The sequence below is a fragment of the Microbacterium neimengense genome, assembly GCF_054782995.1.
Window position 1 is genome coordinate 1,227,418 of the sequence record NZ_BAAGRK010000003.1, and the last position, 14,512, is coordinate 1,241,929.

13 protein-coding genes are annotated in these 14,512 nt (G+C 70.1%); 10 read left to right on the top strand and 3 right to left on the bottom strand.

Going from position 1 to position 14,512, the window contains the following annotated elements; translation table 11 throughout:
• Nucleotides 1-61: 61 nt before the first annotated feature.
• Nucleotides 62-2,308: an ATP-binding protein gene (locus ACYVJS_RS08730; RefSeq protein WP_460739560.1), complete on the bottom strand. Its 2,247-nt coding sequence runs from the start codon at nucleotides 2,306-2,308 to the stop codon at nucleotides 62-64.
• A gap of 186 nt (nucleotides 2,309-2,494) precedes the next feature.
• On the opposite strand from ACYVJS_RS08730, the gene ACYVJS_RS08735 reads away from it, so the two are divergent.
• The 5 genes from ACYVJS_RS08735 to ACYVJS_RS08755 are packed head-to-tail and all read left to right on the top strand — an operon-like array spanning nucleotide 2,495 to nucleotide 7,033.
• Nucleotides 2,495-3,697: an ABC transporter substrate-binding protein gene (locus ACYVJS_RS08735; protein WP_460739561.1), complete on the top strand. Its 1,203-nt coding sequence runs from the start codon at nucleotides 2,495-2,497 to the stop codon at nucleotides 3,695-3,697.
• A 24-nt stretch (nucleotides 3,698-3,721) separates the two neighbouring features.
• Nucleotides 3,722-4,483 carry an ABC transporter ATP-binding protein gene (locus tag ACYVJS_RS08740; RefSeq protein WP_460739562.1) on the top strand — a complete coding sequence of 254 codons (762 nt, stop codon included), beginning with the start codon at nucleotides 3,722-3,724 and terminating at the stop codon, nucleotides 4,481-4,483.
• Nucleotides 4,480-5,160 (top strand): ABC transporter ATP-binding protein, encoded by a 681-nt coding sequence (locus ACYVJS_RS08745; protein WP_460739563.1) that lies wholly within the window; start codon nucleotides 4,480-4,482, stop codon nucleotides 5,158-5,160. The genes ACYVJS_RS08740 and ACYVJS_RS08745 overlap by 4 nt, the downstream gene beginning before the upstream one ends.
• Nucleotides 5,157-6,008, top strand: a complete 852-nt coding sequence (locus tag ACYVJS_RS08750; protein WP_460739564.1) for a branched-chain amino acid ABC transporter permease — start codon at nucleotides 5,157-5,159, stop codon at nucleotides 6,006-6,008. The genes ACYVJS_RS08745 and ACYVJS_RS08750 overlap by 4 nt, the downstream gene beginning before the upstream one ends.
• Nucleotides 6,005-7,033, top strand: a complete 1,029-nt coding sequence (locus tag ACYVJS_RS08755; protein WP_460739565.1) for a branched-chain amino acid ABC transporter permease — start codon at nucleotides 6,005-6,007, stop codon at nucleotides 7,031-7,033. Before ACYVJS_RS08750 ends, ACYVJS_RS08755 begins: the two co-directional genes overlap by 4 nt.
• A 15-nt stretch (nucleotides 7,034-7,048) precedes the next feature.
• On the opposite strand, the gene ACYVJS_RS08760 is transcribed toward ACYVJS_RS08755, so the two are convergent.
• Together ACYVJS_RS08760 and ACYVJS_RS08765 are read right to left on the bottom strand one after the other, a co-directional pair.
• Nucleotides 7,049-8,629, bottom strand: coding sequence for an amidohydrolase (locus ACYVJS_RS08760; protein WP_460739566.1), 1,581 nt, complete (start codon nucleotides 8,627-8,629; stop codon nucleotides 7,049-7,051).
• Nucleotides 8,626-10,086: an APC family permease gene (locus tag ACYVJS_RS08765; protein WP_460739567.1), complete on the bottom strand. Its 1,461-nt coding sequence runs from the start codon at nucleotides 10,084-10,086 to the stop codon at nucleotides 8,626-8,628. Before ACYVJS_RS08765 ends, ACYVJS_RS08760 begins: the two co-directional genes overlap by 4 nt.
• A 107-nt stretch (nucleotides 10,087-10,193) precedes the next feature.
• Here ACYVJS_RS08765 and ACYVJS_RS08770 point away from each other — a divergent pair, with 107 nt between their 5' ends.
• The 5 genes from ACYVJS_RS08770 to ACYVJS_RS08790 all read left to right on the top strand — a co-directional run bounded on the left by ACYVJS_RS08770 (nucleotide 10,194) and on the right by ACYVJS_RS08790 (nucleotide 14,504).
• A complete protein-coding gene (locus ACYVJS_RS08770) occupies nucleotides 10,194-10,817 on the top strand; it encodes a TetR/AcrR family transcriptional regulator (RefSeq protein ID WP_460739568.1) in 624 nt (207 codons plus the stop codon).
• 187 nt (nucleotides 10,818-11,004) lie between these two features.
• The gene (locus tag ACYVJS_RS08775; protein WP_460739569.1) at nucleotides 11,005-11,991 is read left to right on the top strand and encodes an ABC transporter substrate-binding protein; all 987 of its coding nucleotides are present in this window, start codon (nucleotides 11,005-11,007) and stop codon (nucleotides 11,989-11,991) included.
• Nucleotides 11,992-12,050: 59 nt separating this feature from the next.
• Complete coding sequence (locus ACYVJS_RS08780) at nucleotides 12,051-12,890, top strand: ABC transporter permease (RefSeq protein WP_460739570.1); 840 nt, start codon at nucleotides 12,051-12,053, stop codon at nucleotides 12,888-12,890.
• Nucleotides 12,887-13,711, top strand: coding sequence for an ABC transporter permease (locus ACYVJS_RS08785; protein WP_460739571.1), 825 nt, complete (start codon nucleotides 12,887-12,889; stop codon nucleotides 13,709-13,711). Before ACYVJS_RS08780 ends, ACYVJS_RS08785 begins: the two co-directional genes overlap by 4 nt.
• Nucleotides 13,704-14,504, top strand: a complete 801-nt coding sequence (locus ACYVJS_RS08790; RefSeq protein WP_274287032.1) for an ABC transporter ATP-binding protein — start codon at nucleotides 13,704-13,706, stop codon at nucleotides 14,502-14,504. Before ACYVJS_RS08785 ends, ACYVJS_RS08790 begins: the two co-directional genes overlap by 8 nt.
• Nucleotides 14,505-14,512: the final 8 nt, after the last annotated feature.

Below are 14,512 nucleotides of genomic sequence, written 5' to 3' on the forward strand. Positions count from 1 at the left end.
CGTGACGACGATGTCTGACGCTCAGTGTCGGTCGGAGCCCGGGGCCGCGGTATCCGTAGGACTACGTAACCTCGCCCGCCACCGCGGCGCGGGTGGACTCGAACCACGCCGCGATCTGTGCGCGGGAGCCGAAGCCGAGCTTGCCGAGGATGCGCTGCACGTGCGTGTCGACAGTGCGCACCGACAGCACGAGCCGATCGGCGATCTCGCGATTGCTGAGTCCCTCGTGGATGCCGGCGGCCACCTCCCGCTCGCGCTCGCTCAGCCCGCCCGCGGCGCCGTGGGCGGATGCGGCGAACGACACCGCCTCGGCGGGGGTCAGGCGTTCGCCGACGGCGGCGGCGCGTTCGAAGGCGCGGTCGCCGAGGCGGGCGCGCACTTTGGCTACGCATCGCTCGTGATGGGCGGCCATCTGCGGGCCGTGCACCGCGATGTCGGAGCCCACGCGGCGCCAGCGACTGCGGGCGGCGCCCAGCAGCACGGCGGAGCGCTCGGTGGGTGAGCGCGCCGCGTCGATCCAGCTCAGCAGCTCGAGCACGAGGCAGTCCCCGACCGGGTCATCGATGCCGTCCTCCGCCCGCAACGACTGGCGCGCCTGCGTCTCGGCCAGATCGAGCTCGCCGTCGCAGAACGCCGACAGCGCCAGCGACCACAGCGCGAGCGAGCGCATCCACATCTCACCGGTCGCCGCGCTGTGCCGCACGGCAGCCTCGGCCGAGGCTCCCGCTCCGGGCACGCCGAGGTGGCTCCGCGCCGTCGTGAGCTGGAACTGCGCGAGCAGCGCTTCGTCGGCGAGGCCCGCACCGAGGGCGCCGTCGATCGAGCGTTCGAAGTCGACGACGGCCGCCGCGGGATCGCCGGAGAACAGGGCGTGCGTGCCGCGCCACCTGTGGGCTTCCACGGTGAAGACGCTGCGCTCCGGCTCGGGGACGGATGCGAGCAGCGCCTCGGCGTCGCGCAAGTGGATGTCGGCCTCCTCCAGATCCCCCTGCAGCAGACACAGCCATGCCGCCGTGATCGAGCCCCGCACCCGTGGCACCGCGCCGGCACCCGGCAGCGCCAGCACACGCGTCGCCCACGCGCGGCCCTCGGGCAGGAATCCGCCCACGCCCCAGTGGTACCGGAGTGCCGCGAACAGCACGAGCGCGGTGTCGGCGTCGACGGTCGTCGCGGTGCTCAGCGCCGCGTGCAGCTCCGCCCGATCGGCCCGCTGGGTCGCGACGATGTGCGATTGGTCGGGTCCGTACCAACGGGCGTCGGCGGCCTCGGCGAGGCGGCGGTAGTGCGCGAGGTGACGGTGCAGCAGCAGCGGCCACGCGCCGTCCTCCTCCGCGCGTTGGCGTCCGTAGGCGCGAATGGTCTCGAGCATGCGGAAGCGACCGCTCTCGCGGTCCGCTTCGATGACCGACTGCGTGACGAGATCGTCGACCACATCCACGGTCGCAGCCTCAGTGAGCTCCGCCACCGATGCTGCGGCCGCGAGGTCGAAAGGGCCGCGGAAGACGCTCATGGCCTCCCAGACCCGGCGCTGCTCCGGGGTGCACAGTTCATAGCTCCAGTCGACGACCGCCCCCAGGGTGCGCTGACGGGCGACGGCGGAGCGGGAGGCGGCCCGCAGCAGCGTGAAGCGCGACGACAGACGCCCGTTGAGCTCGGACAGCGGCAGCGACCGCAGCCGGGTCGCCGCCAGCTCGATCGCGAGCGGCAGTCCGTCGAGCGAGCGGCACAGCTCCTCCGCCACCGGCTGCTCCTGCTCCGACAGGGCGAAGGATGCGTCGGCGGCCCGCGCTCGCGTCAGCAGCAGGGCGAGGGCGTCGGAGGGCTGAGACGCGTCCTCGGCGAGGGAGAGCGGCGGGACGGCGAAGACCTGCTCGCCGTCGACGTCGAGCCGGCGCCGGCTCGTCGCGAGGACGGTCAGCTGCGGGACCGCATCCAGGAGCTCGTCGGCGAACGCCGCCACCGCGTCGATGAGGTGCTCGCAATTGTCGAGCACGACCAGAGAGGGTGTGTCGGCGAGGACGTCGGCGAGGAAGTCGAGGGGGTCGCGGGCGGAATGCTCGCCGAGCGGCAGAGCGCGCGCGACGGTGAGGGGCACGCGGCGCGCATCCTGCAGGCTGTCGAATCCGACGAACCAGGTGGTCACCCCGACCGCGGCGGCGAACTCGTTGGCGGCCCGCGAAGCCAGACGTGTCTTCCCGACCCCGCCCACGCCGGTGAGGGTCACCAGGCGGCCGGAGCGCAGCAACGCGCCGATCGTGTCGAGCTCCGCCCTGCGGCCCACGAACTCGCTGCGCGGTTCGGCGATCATCCAGACCCCTTCGTCTGCACCGATTATGCATCCCGCTGAATGGAGAGGGGCGAAGAGTGTTCCTGCCTTCGTCCGTGGATTACGTGATCTCACGGATAGACGGGACGCGCTCCCACGGCGACAGACTTGCCGCGCCCGCCGCCGTCGGTGGGCGACGCACCGTTCAATGACGAACCGGGAGTTCCCATGCGCAAGACCCTGCTGCGCGCCGCCGCCCTCGCCGCGGCCGCACTCACACTCACCGCCTGCTCCGCCACCTCCGCGCCGGCCGGCACCGCCGGCACGGAGGGTCCCGTCAAGATCGGGATGGTCGTGCCCCTGACCGGCCCCTACTCCGCTCTGGGGCTCGGCGACAAGGAAGCCGCTGAGCGCCTCGTCGAGGACATCAACGGCAAAGGCGGGGTGAACGGGCGTGAGCTGCAGCTGACGGTCGTCGACGACAAGACCGATGTGACCGAGTCGGTCAAGCAGTTCAGTCAGCTCGCCGCCGACCCCAGTTACTCCGCGATGCTGGCGAGCTCGTTCGTCTCGGCCGCGACGGCCGTGGGAGACGTGGCGCGCACCCAGAAGATCCCGACCATCGCGCTGAGCCCCGTCGACGCCTTCGCCGACGGCAGCAACCCCTACGCATTCACCTCACCGCCCACGCCGTCGGTATATGCGGGGGCGCTCGTGGACTACTGGAAGTCGGAGGGCGTCAAGACCCTTGCGATCACCTACGTCGGCGCCGACGTCTTCGGGCAGACGGGCGAGAAGGCGACCGTTGCGCTCGCGAAGGAAGCGGGCATCGACGTCGTGCTCGACGAACCGTACGACGCGGCAGCGACCGACTTCAGCCCGCTCGTGAACAAGGTCGTGCAGGCGAAGCCGGACGCGTTCGTCGTGTGGGGTGCGGGCCCGGCACCCGTGATCATCACGAAGCAGATCGCCGGCAAGGGGGTGCAGACCTACTTCACGGGCGCGCAGGCGTCGAACCTCTACCTCGACCCCGCCGGTGACGCCGCGGAGGGCGTCATCGCCGCGACGACGGCCGCGATGGCGGGGGCCTCGCTGCCGGACAGCGCCTACAAGACGCTCGTGATGGCGGTCGCGGATCCCTGGCTCGCGGCGAACAACGGTGTCTATCCGCCCGAGTTCGCCTTCGGCGGGTCCTCCGCCGTCGAGCTTCTGGCCGACGCCGTCACGCGGGCCGGCTCCAGTGACCGGCAGGCGATCCGCGACGCCCTCGAGAAGACCGACCTGCTGACCTCGAACGGTCATTACCGCTACAGCGCCGACGATCACATGGGGCTGACCTCCGACGCGCTGGCGATCATGACGGCGAAAGCCGGAGCGTGGGTGCCCACCGCCTACGCGACGAAGCGTTTCACCACCGATCTGCCCCAGTGACGGCCGCCGCCGAGGAGGATGCACGTGCTCGAACTGCATGACCTGTCCCGTTCCTTCGGCGGTGTCTTCGCCACCGACGGGGTATCGATGAGCGTCGCGGATGGGGAGCTGCGCGGCGTCATCGGCCCGAATGGAGCCGGTAAGTCCACTCTGTTCTCGCTCGTCAGCGGACACCTGCGACCGCAGCGCGGCCGCATCCTCTTCGACGGCGAACGGATGGACCGGCTCGCCCCGCACCAGCGTGCACGACGCGGCATCGCGATCGTCTTCCAGGGCGCCCGGCTCTTCCCGGAGATGACGGTCTGGGAGAACGTCGCCGTCGGCGCCCATGCGCGCACCCGTGCCGGTGCGGCCGCGGCCGTCCTGCGGCTGCCGCGCCACCGGCGAGAGGAGAGTGAGATCTTCCGCAGCGCGTTCACGAACCTCGAGCGCGTGGGTCTGGCGGACTGGGCCGACCGTGCAGCGGACCAGCTCCCGCTGGGGCAGCAGCGGCGCATGCAGGTGGCGCGAGCGCTCACCGCCGAGCCGCGGCTGCTGCTTCTGGACGAACCCGCATCCGGATTGCGCGCCGGCGAACGCCGCGAGCTCGCAGCCCTCATCCGGAGCCTGCATGAGGAGGGGATCGCGGTTGTGCTCGTCGAGCACGACGTGGCGATGGTCACCTCTCTCGCCGAGCGCATCACGGTGCTGGAGCTCGGTCGCGTGATCGCGGAGGGGACGCCGGACGAGATCCGCCGGGACCCGGCGGTCATCGCCGCGTACCTGGGGACGCAGGCAGCGGCATGATGCTCGATGTTGAGGATCTCGTGGTCCGCTACGGCGGGGCGACCGCGGTCGACGGCGTCTCGCTGCATGTGGATGACGGCGAGATGGTCGCTCTCGTCGGCCCGAACGGCGCAGGCAAGACATCGATCGTGAACGCGGTCTCGGGGCTCGTTCGCCCCGCATCCGGGCGCGTGCGTACGACCGGATCCGTCGCGCAGGTTCCCGAAGGGCGCCAGATGTTCGGCGACATGAGCGTCGAGGACAACCTGCGCCTGGGCGCGTGGCGCCGTCGGGACAAGAACCCCGCGCATGTCTACGAGCTCCTGCCCGATCTGCAGCGGATGCGGCGCAGGCGCGCATCGACGTTGTCCGGGGGGCAGCAGCAGATGGTCGCCATGGGGCGGGCGCTCATGGCGCAGCCAGATCTCCTGGTCATCGACGAGCTGTCTCTGGGGCTCGCCCCGATGATCGTCGACCAGCTCATGACGCATCTGGCAGAGCTCAACCGCACGCGGCGGACCGCCGTCCTGCTCATCGAACAGGAGATCGGGCACGCGTTCGATCTGTGCTCACGGGCGTACGTGATCGAGACCGGAAGGGTCGCGCTGGAAGGTCCGAGCGCCCAGCTGCGCGAGGCTCCCGCGGTACGGGAGGCCTATCTCGGCGGGTTCGAGGCCCCGGGAACGGAGACGCCGTGAACGATCTGCTGGTCTACATCGTGTCTGGGCTCGCCCTGGCAGGCGCCTTCGCGCTCATCGGCAGCGGAATCGTGGTGGTCTACCGCGTCACACACGTCCTCAACTTCGCGCAGGGCACCTTCGCGGTGTTCGGCGCCCTCATCTCGTGGTCGCTCTCCCGCGCTCTCCCACCCTTCCTGGCCGTACCCGTCGCGATCCTCGTGTGCGCCGGGATCGGCCTGTTGGTCGGGATCGTCGCCGTGGGCCGCCGCAGCACCCCGCCCATGATCTCGTTGCTCATCACGCTCGGGATGTCGATGGTGGGAGCCGCGGTCATCATCCTGCTGTGGGGACAGGACCCCGTCTCCCCGCCGGGCCTGCCGGGCACAGTCGATCTGCTCGGCGTCGCCGTCGAGTCGCAACGTGTGCTGGTCCTGGTCGTCGCCGTGCTGACCTTCGTCGCCCTGGGCCTGTTGTTCGCGCGCACCGATCTCGGCCGCGGGCTCACCGCCGCCGCATCCAATCCGCGCGCGGCGCGGCTGGTCGGCATCGACACTCGCGCGATGGGTCTGATCGCGTTCGCGATCGCCGGCGCGCTCGGCGGTCTCGCGGGTGCGCTCATCGCTCCGACGACCGCGGTATCGGTGACATCGGATCTCCCGCTCGTGCTGAGCGGGCTGGCAGCCGCGATCTTCGGGGGACTTCGCAGTCCGTGGCTGACGTTCCTGGGAGCCGCGATCCTCGGTGTCGTCGGGCAGCTCGTCGCGGGATACGCGAACGGCTCGTACCAGACCCAGATCGCACTGATCATGATGCTGCTGATCATGATCGTGCGCGCCCGCAGCTTGAACGCCGAGGAGGCGAAATGAACGAGTCCCGAGGGCGTCTCGCCCGCATCCTGCCGCCCACCGTGGTCTTGATCATCGCCTGCGTGATCCCGCCGTTTCTCGGTGACCTCACCTTCTTCGTGCAGACCGCCCTCGCGGCGCTCGTCGTGGTGGGGCTCTCGCTGTTCATGGGGTACGCGGGCCAGACCTCGCTCGGCCAGGGCGCCTTCGTCGCCGCGGGCGGACTCACGGTGGCGGTGCTCACGACGCAGTTCGGTGTGCCGTCGGTCGTCGCCCTTCTTCTTGCGCCGATCGTGGCGGGCGCTCTCGCGGCCGTCGTCGGGTGGCCCCTGCTCCGGCTGCGCGGGCACTATCTCGCGTTCGGAACGCTCGCCGTCCTGCTCATCCTGCAGACGGTCATGGCGACCGTGCCTCTGTTCGGCGGCGGGATCGGCATCTTCGGGATCCCGGCGCTCTCCCTCGGGCCTGTCCAGGTGCAGGGCCAGCTCGCCTACGCATATCTCGCCCTCGCCGCCGTCGCGGTCGCGATGATCGTGGCGCACAACCTCGTGCGATCGCGCTTCGGACGAGGGATGCGCGCCCTCGCCGGCAGCGAGAGCGCGGCCTCGGCGAGCGGCGTCGCCGTCGCCCGTACCAAAGTGGCGGTCTTCGTCGTGGCGGGCTCGTTCGCAGGGTTCGCCGGAGCCGTCGGCGCCTTCTTCACCCCGTATGTGAGTCAGGACACGTATCCGCCGCTGCTCTCTTTCGGCTACGTCATCATGGCCGTCGTCGGCGGGCTCGGGTCGCTGTGGGGCGGGGTGGTCGGTGCCATCGCCGTGAGCGTGTGGTTGCAGCTGCTCGGTGCCGTCAGCGCGACCCCGGGTCTGGATCCCGTGGTGGGTCCTGTGCTGCAGTACGCCGGCTACGGTCTCATCCTCGTCGTCTTCCTCCTGCTCGTGCCCCGCGGGATCGTCCCGACGATCGCCGCCCGGGCTCGCACGCGCGCGGCCGCCCGCGGGGGTTCCGCGCCGATCCCCGTCTCCGTGGGGAGCGCCGGCCGGGGGTGAGGTGCGCCGGCGGCGTCAGATCCCGCGGTGGCGTACGAGGCCGTCGACGATCGTCGCGTGCACGGCGAGCGACGACACCTCCGCCGCGGAGCAGGTGGACGGATCTGCGGACAGCACGCTCAGATCCGCGCGCATACCCACCGAGATCCTGCCTTCCTCGCTCGAGACGCCCGCTGCCGCGGCGGCGCCCGCGGTGTACCCGGCCAGGGCCTGAGTCGCCGTCAGCGCCTCGGCGGGCTGCACCGGTGGACGACCGCCGTGGCTGCGGGTCTGCGCCTCCGCCAGGATCTCGCGGGGATCGAAGGGCGCGATGGGCCAGTCCGAACCGAGCGCCAGCGTCACCCCGAGCTCCACGAGCGATCGCGTGCGCCACCCCTGCTGCGCCCGGCGCACTCCGAGGCGTTCGCTCCAGTTGTCGCTGCCGTCGGCGTGCACGAAGCGGGTGACGTGTGTCGGCTGCATACTGGCGACCGCGCCGCTGGCGGCGACCTCCGCAACGATGTCGTCGCCGGTCAGCTCGAGGTGTTCGATCCGATGGACGGAGCCGGGGTACGCGGCGCGCGCTGCGGCGATGGATGCGGCGGCGTGCCGCACCGCGGCGTCGCCGATGGCGTGCGTGGCGGTCGGGACACCGTGCCCGGCGAAGTGCGCGATCGCCGCCGCGTAGTGCGCGGGAGACGACCAGGTGCTGCGCAGCGACTCCCCGTGGCAGTCCGGTGCGCACAGCCATGCAGTGCCGTTGTCCACCGTGCCGTCGAGGAAGAACTTGACCCCGTGGCGACGCCAGAGCCGGCCCCCCGTGCCGGTCTCGGACACGAGCCTCTCCCAGTCGCCGGGGGCCATCCCGGGATCGACCCACGGATGGATCCGAAGGCGCAGGGACATCCGGCCCGCATCCTCGACCGCGTCGTACAGCGCTGTGGGATCGCCCTCGAAGTCCATGACGTGCGCGCCGGTGAGACCCGACGCGGCCATGTCCGCCAGCTGGTCGGCGAGTCGTGCGGCGACGACCGCATCCGGCTCCGACGGCACGATCCGCTCGATGAGACCGATCGCCTCGTGTTCGCGCAGGAAGCCGGTGGGCCTGCCGGTCGCATCCGCTTCGACGCACGAACCGGATGCGAACGTGCGCTCCTCTCGCACGCCGGCGAGCTCGAGCGCGGCGCGGCTGGCCAGGGCCGAGTGCGCGTCGAACATACGCAGCAGCATCGGGGCGTCTCCCGCGGCATCGGCGACCGCGTCGACATTCGGCGTCCGGCCCTCCCACACCGCGTGCTCGAGCCCCCATCCGAGAACCCATCCGCCCGCGGCCCGGAGCCGTTCGTGGGCGATGGTTTCCCGCAGCTGGTCCAGCGTGCGCACACCGCGTAGATCCCGCCCCCTTGACACGCGCGCCGCGAGGATCGGATGCGCATGCGCGTCGACCAGTCCGGGCAGTACCGTTCCGGGCACCCGCAGCGTCTCGGTCCCGACGCCTGTCCACGCGCGCGCATCCGCCCGGTCGCCGATAGCGACGATGCGGCCGTCTGCAACGGCGAGGGCCTGCGCGTCGTGCCCGTGCAGAGCGTCGGCGATGACCACGAGTGGCGCGGTCACTGCTGCGTTCCTCCGATCCCGGCATACGCCGCGGGCCGGGCGCGCCGGAGAATCGCCGCCAGGACGATGCCGAACACGAGGGCGAGGCCGGTCACAGAGATGATGACCGCGTTCGTGGCCGCGTCGGCGCCGGTCAGCACGCCGATGTTGACGACGATGAGTACGAGGAACACGAGCATCAGCACTCCGCCGAGCACCCCCGCCGGCAGCACGTACCAGGCTCTGGCGATGTCGCGCCGGCGCAGGAAGAACACCACCACCGACGCGGCGGCGAGAATCTGCAGCACCACGATCCCGATCACGCCCGGCGTGTTCACCCAGATGAGCAGCTGACGGTACGGGTCCGCGCCGGCGATCGCGAACCCGCCGACCACCACCACGGCCAGCGCGGTCTGAGCCACTCCCGCCACCCACGGCGTCCCCGCGACGGCGCGCGTGCGGCCCAGCACCGGAGGCAGGACGCCGTCGCGCGCGAGGGCGTACGTGTAGCGGTTGATGGAGTTGTGGAAGGCCAGCAGCGCGGCGTACACGCTCGTCACGATCAGCAGCAGGAACACCACGGTCGCTGCGTCGCCCAGGCGGCTGCCCGCGGTGGCGAACAGGAAGTTCTCGACGCCGTTCTCGCCGATGAACGCCTGCACCAGGTTCTCCCCGTGGGCCTGCACGAGAAGCCACGTCAGTGCGAAGTAGAAGAGCGTCATCGCGATGACGGCGACATAGGTGGCGCGCGGGATAGTGCGGTTCGGAGTGCGCGCCTCGGCGCGGTACAGCACGGTCGACTCGAAGCCGATGAACGCGCCGAATGCGAGGCCGAGTACGACGGCGAACTGCGGAGTGAACACGTTGGCCGCAGCGAAGGCGCCCGTGCCGAATCCTTCGGGCAGCTGCCCGGTGGCCATGATGGCGACTCCGAGCACGATCAGCGCGAGCGTCTCCGCCACCAGCAGCACGCCGAGCACCTTCGCTCCGACGTCGATCCCGGTGAAGCCCATGGCCCAGACGCCGGCGATCGCGGCGAAGGCGAACAGCGGCCAGGGCAGATCGATGCCGAACACCGTCGCCACCATCGCCTTCGCATTGACGGCGAACAAGCCGTAGATCCCGATCTGCATCGCGTTGTACGACACGAGCGCGAGGATGCCGGCGCCCAGGCCCAAATGACGTCCGAGCGATTCCGCGATGTAAGTGTAGAAGCCGCCGGTCTTGGTCACGTGCCGGGTCATCGCCATGAACCCGACCGCGAACACCACCAGCGCGATGCCGACCAGCAGATAGGCGGTGGGGGCCGCCGGCCCGGCGATCAGGATCGCGAGGGGCACGGTGCCGGCGATCACGGTCAGAGGGGCTGCGGCCGAGACGACGAGGAAGGTGATTCCTCCCGCTCCCAGCGAGTTCTTCTTCAGGGCGCCGACGGTGCCGGTGGTCTCCGCGGGTGCGGAGGGGGTGTTCGTCCTCATTGACATGACTCCTCCAGAGGTCATTTATCTAACAGTGTTAGGCAGTATGTCGATCGATTGAGTCCCCGACAAGTACGCTGTGTAACTGTTCTGTTTCGGGGGTGCGTGTGGGAAGACCGAGGACCGCGCTGCTGTCGAGCGAGCGGATCGTCGACGAGGCGCTCGAGCTGTTCGACAGCGGCGAGCCGTTCTCGATGCGCGCCCTGGCGAAGCGTCTGGGTGTCGCCGCGGCCTCGCTGTACTACCACGTCGACGGGATCGACCACCTGATCGACGTGATCCGCGACCGCATGGTGCGCGACGATCCGCCTCCGGCTCCGGACGTGCGTCGCGGGTGGCGCGAGGAGGTCGAGGCCATCCTCCGTGCCATGCACGCCGGATACGCGCGGCACCCACGCCTCGTGTCAGCGCTGGTGGGAGCTCCCATCACGTCGCAGAGTGTCCTCGATCTCTACGAGCGGCTCGCTTCCGCGCTGCAGCGCGCCGGCTTCGCGCCGGTGCAGGTCGCGGTGCACCTCGAGGTGCTCGACAGCTTTGCGCTGGGGGTGGCCCTCGAGCGGGCGGCGCCTGCCGAGGTCTGGCGGATCGCGAGTCAGGACGGCGCCCTCTTCGCTGCCAGCCGCGCCTGGGCCGATCCCGATGAGCGGCTCGATGCCGCGTTCGAGCACGGGCTGCACGGACTGCTCGACGCGATCGAGGCGGGGGTGCGGTCGCAGATCGCAGACGCGTGACGACCGACACGGATTCAACGAAACGCAAACGGGCGTCACGAATCTCTTGACTTTCGTCGGTGCCACCCCGCACCATGAGGGGGTCAGCACGCTGCGGTGCCGACGCGTCGGGGACTCGAGGTGGTGACTCCGCGTGACGGATGCTTCGCGTTGGCGTTCTGCTTACCCGTCACTGAGAGGCACTTCGATGAAGAAGACCCTTGCCGCCATCGCTCTTGCAGCCGTGGCCGCTCTGACCCTGTCCGGTTGCACCGATTCCGCCGCGCCCGCCACGTCGCCCTCGGGTGACTCCACCGCCGGCGGCGGTGAGATGCGCCAGGTGCGCGTCGCCGCGCTGCCGATCGCCGAGACGGGCGCCCTGTGGGCGGCCATCGACGCCGGCATCTTCGAGGACCACGGCCTCGAGGTCGAGGTCGTTCCCGCCCAGGGCGGCGCGCAGGCCATCCCCGCGCTGCTCAGCGGCGACATCGACTTCGCGATCGGTCAGCCCATGGGCCCGATCCGCGCCGCCCTGCAGGATCTCGGCGTCGTGATCTTCAGCAACTACGCCTCGAGCCACGCCGACGGTGCGGACGTCAACTCCGTCGTCGCCCTCGGCGACTCGGGTATCACGAGCCCGGCCGACCTCGCCGGTAAGCGCGTCTCGGTGAACAGCATCGGCGCCGCCGGTGACCTCACCATCCGCAAAGCCGTCGACGATGCGGGCGGCGACTCGTCCACCATCCAATTCGTCGAGGTCGCCTTCCCCGACGTGAAGGCGCAGCTCGAAGCGGGCAACATCGACGCCGGCTGGGTGCCCGACCCCTTCCGCGGTCTCATCGTCTCCGGCGGCGGCGTCGACGTCGTCTCGCCGTACCAGGCCACCATCCCCGGACTCACGGTGCTCACCAACTTCACCACGCAGGAGAAGATCGACGCCGACCCGCAGCTCGTCGCCGACTACGCGGCGGCGATGGCCGAGGCGCAGCAGTACGCGACCGACAACGAGGACGCCGTGCGCGCCGCGATCGTGAAGAACCTCGAGATCCCCGAGGCCGCGGCCGCCGCGATCACGCTGCCGAACTTCACCTCCGACCTCGCCGACGCCGGCATCGAGAAGCTCGCCGCCCTCGCCGTGCAGTACAAGTACATCGACAAGGAGCCCGACTTCACGAAGCTGATCCAGCCGCAGTGATCCCGAGCGGGGGATGCGGCACCCGCCGCATCCCCCGCATCCCCTCTGGAAGGCCCCCCATGACCCTCGCTCCGCCTGCGCCGGTGCACACCTCGACGGTCGTCGTGCCGCGGCGTCGTCGCCGACGTTCGTTCCGAGCGCCGCTGCTCGGACTGCTCGGCGTCGTCGTGTTCCTCGGCAGCTGGCAGCTCATCGCGGCTGCCGGACTCATCAACCCCTCTCAACTGCCCTCGGCGGTCGACACGTTCACGCGTCTCGGGACGATGGCGGGCGACCTCGAGTTCTGGCGCAACGTCGGGCGCACCCTGACCGCGTGGGCGATCGGACTCGCGATCGCCTCACTGCTCGGGATCTTGTTCGGAGGGCTCATCGGGCTGATCCCCGTGCTCCGGCGCGCAACCCACACCACGGTGGAGTTCCTGCGCCCCATCCCCTCCGTCGCCCTCATCCCGCTGGCGATCCTGACCTACGGCATCCAGATCCCCGCGGCGCTCGTGATCATCGTGTACGCCTGCTTCTGGCAGGTGTTCGTGCAGGTGCTCTACGGCGTCGCCGACATCGACACGGTCGCCCGCGACACCGCACGCAGCTACGGTCTCACCCGCGCGGCGCAACTGCGCTCGCTCGTGCTGCCCACCGCGCTGCCCTACATCTTCACCGGGCTGCGCCTGGCCGCATCCGTCGCCCTCATCCTCGCGATCACTGCGGAGATGACCATCGGAAACCCCGGCCTCGGCAAAGTGATCATCCTCGCGGCCAGCAACGGCAACATCGCCACGGTCTACGCGGTCGTGATCGTGACGGGCATTCTCGGACTCATCATCAACCTCGTCTTCCGGGTGCTCGAGCGCCGCGCGCTCGCCTGGCACCAGTCGGTGCGAGGGGAGGAAGTGCTGTGACCCTCTACACGAGCACCGTCCGCACGCCGCCGCGCCCGCCACGGGTGTGGGCGCGCCTGGCCGCGAGCACGGTGTACGCGCTCGCCCTGCCCATCGTCCTGCTGATCATCTGGGGCGTGTGGGGCACGATCTCCCCGGGCAAGTTCTTCCCGCCGCCGGGGCGTATCGCCGAGGCGTTCGTCGACACCTGGGTGGGGCCGGCGTTCCTCACGGACGTCGTGCCGAGCCTGACCCGGCTGGCACTGGCCATCGTGCTCGCGATCGCCGTCGGAGTCGCGCTGGGCACCGTCATCGGACTCACACGGTGGCTGCGCGAGCTCGTCGAACCGCTGCTCGAGTTCTTCCGCGCCATCCCGCCTCCTGTGCTGATCCCCGTCTTCGTCGCCCTGCTGGGTGTCACCGACAACATGAAGATCGTCGTCATCGTCTTCGGGTCGCTGTGGCCCGTCCTGCTGAACACGGTCGACGGGGTGCGCGGCACCGACTCGGTCATGACCGAGACCGCCAAGTCGTTCTCCCTGACTCCCGCACAGCGCCTGTTCTCGCTCGTGCTGCCGGCGGCGAGCCCGCGCATCATGGCGGGCGTGCGTCAGACGCTGTCGGTCGCGCTGATCATGATGGTGATCTCCGAGATGTTCTTCTCCTCGTCGGGCCTCGGGTTCCAGATCGCCTACTTCCAGCGCAACTACCTCATCGCGGAAATGTGGAGCGGCATCGTGCTGCTCGGCTTGGTCGGCATCATCCTGTCGGTCATCTTCACCCTCGTCGAGCGCAGGATTCTGCGCTGGTACCACGGAATCAAGGAGGTCGAGCGTGCCTGAGACGCTCCTGCAGGTCGAGCACCTAAAGAAGGTCTACGAGTCCTCCACGGGCGTCGTGGAGGCGATCGGCGACATCGACTTCTCGATGCGCCGCGGCGAGCTGGTGTGCATCGTCGGCCCGTCCGGATGCGGCAAGACGACGCTGCTCAAGTGCATCTCGGGGCTGCTGCGCCCCACCGCGGGAAGCGTGGTGCTCGACGGAAAGCAGGTCACCGCGCCGCCGCCGAACATGGCGCTCGTGTTCCAGGAGTACGGACGCAGCCTGTATCCGTGGCTCACGGTGCGCGGCAACGTCGAGCTGCCGCTGAAGCACAAGAAGCTCTCCAAGAGCGAGCGCAACTCCCTCATCGACGACGCGCTGCTCGCGGTCGGTCTCGACCACGCCGCCGACAGCTACCCGTGGCAGCTCTCGGGCGGCATGCAGCAGCGCGTCGCCATCGCGCGCGCCGTCGCCTACCAGCCCGAGGTGCTCATCATGGACGAGCCCTTCGCGGCGGTCGACGCGCAGACGCGCGCGGACCTCGAGGACCTCGTGCGCCGCCTGCACCTGGAGCGCGGCATGTCGATCCTGTTCGTGACGCACGACATCGACGAGTCGGTCTACCTCGGCGAGCGTGTCGTCGTGCTCTCCAAGTCGCCGACATGGGTGCAGGAAGATCTGGTGATCGACCTCGCCCCGGAACGCGACCAGATCACGACGCGCGCGCTGCCCCGCTTCACGGAGCTGCGCACGCATGTGTACGAGCAGATCCAGCGCGCCAAGCGCGGCGAGGCCGTCCGTCCGGCCGCATGATATGTCGG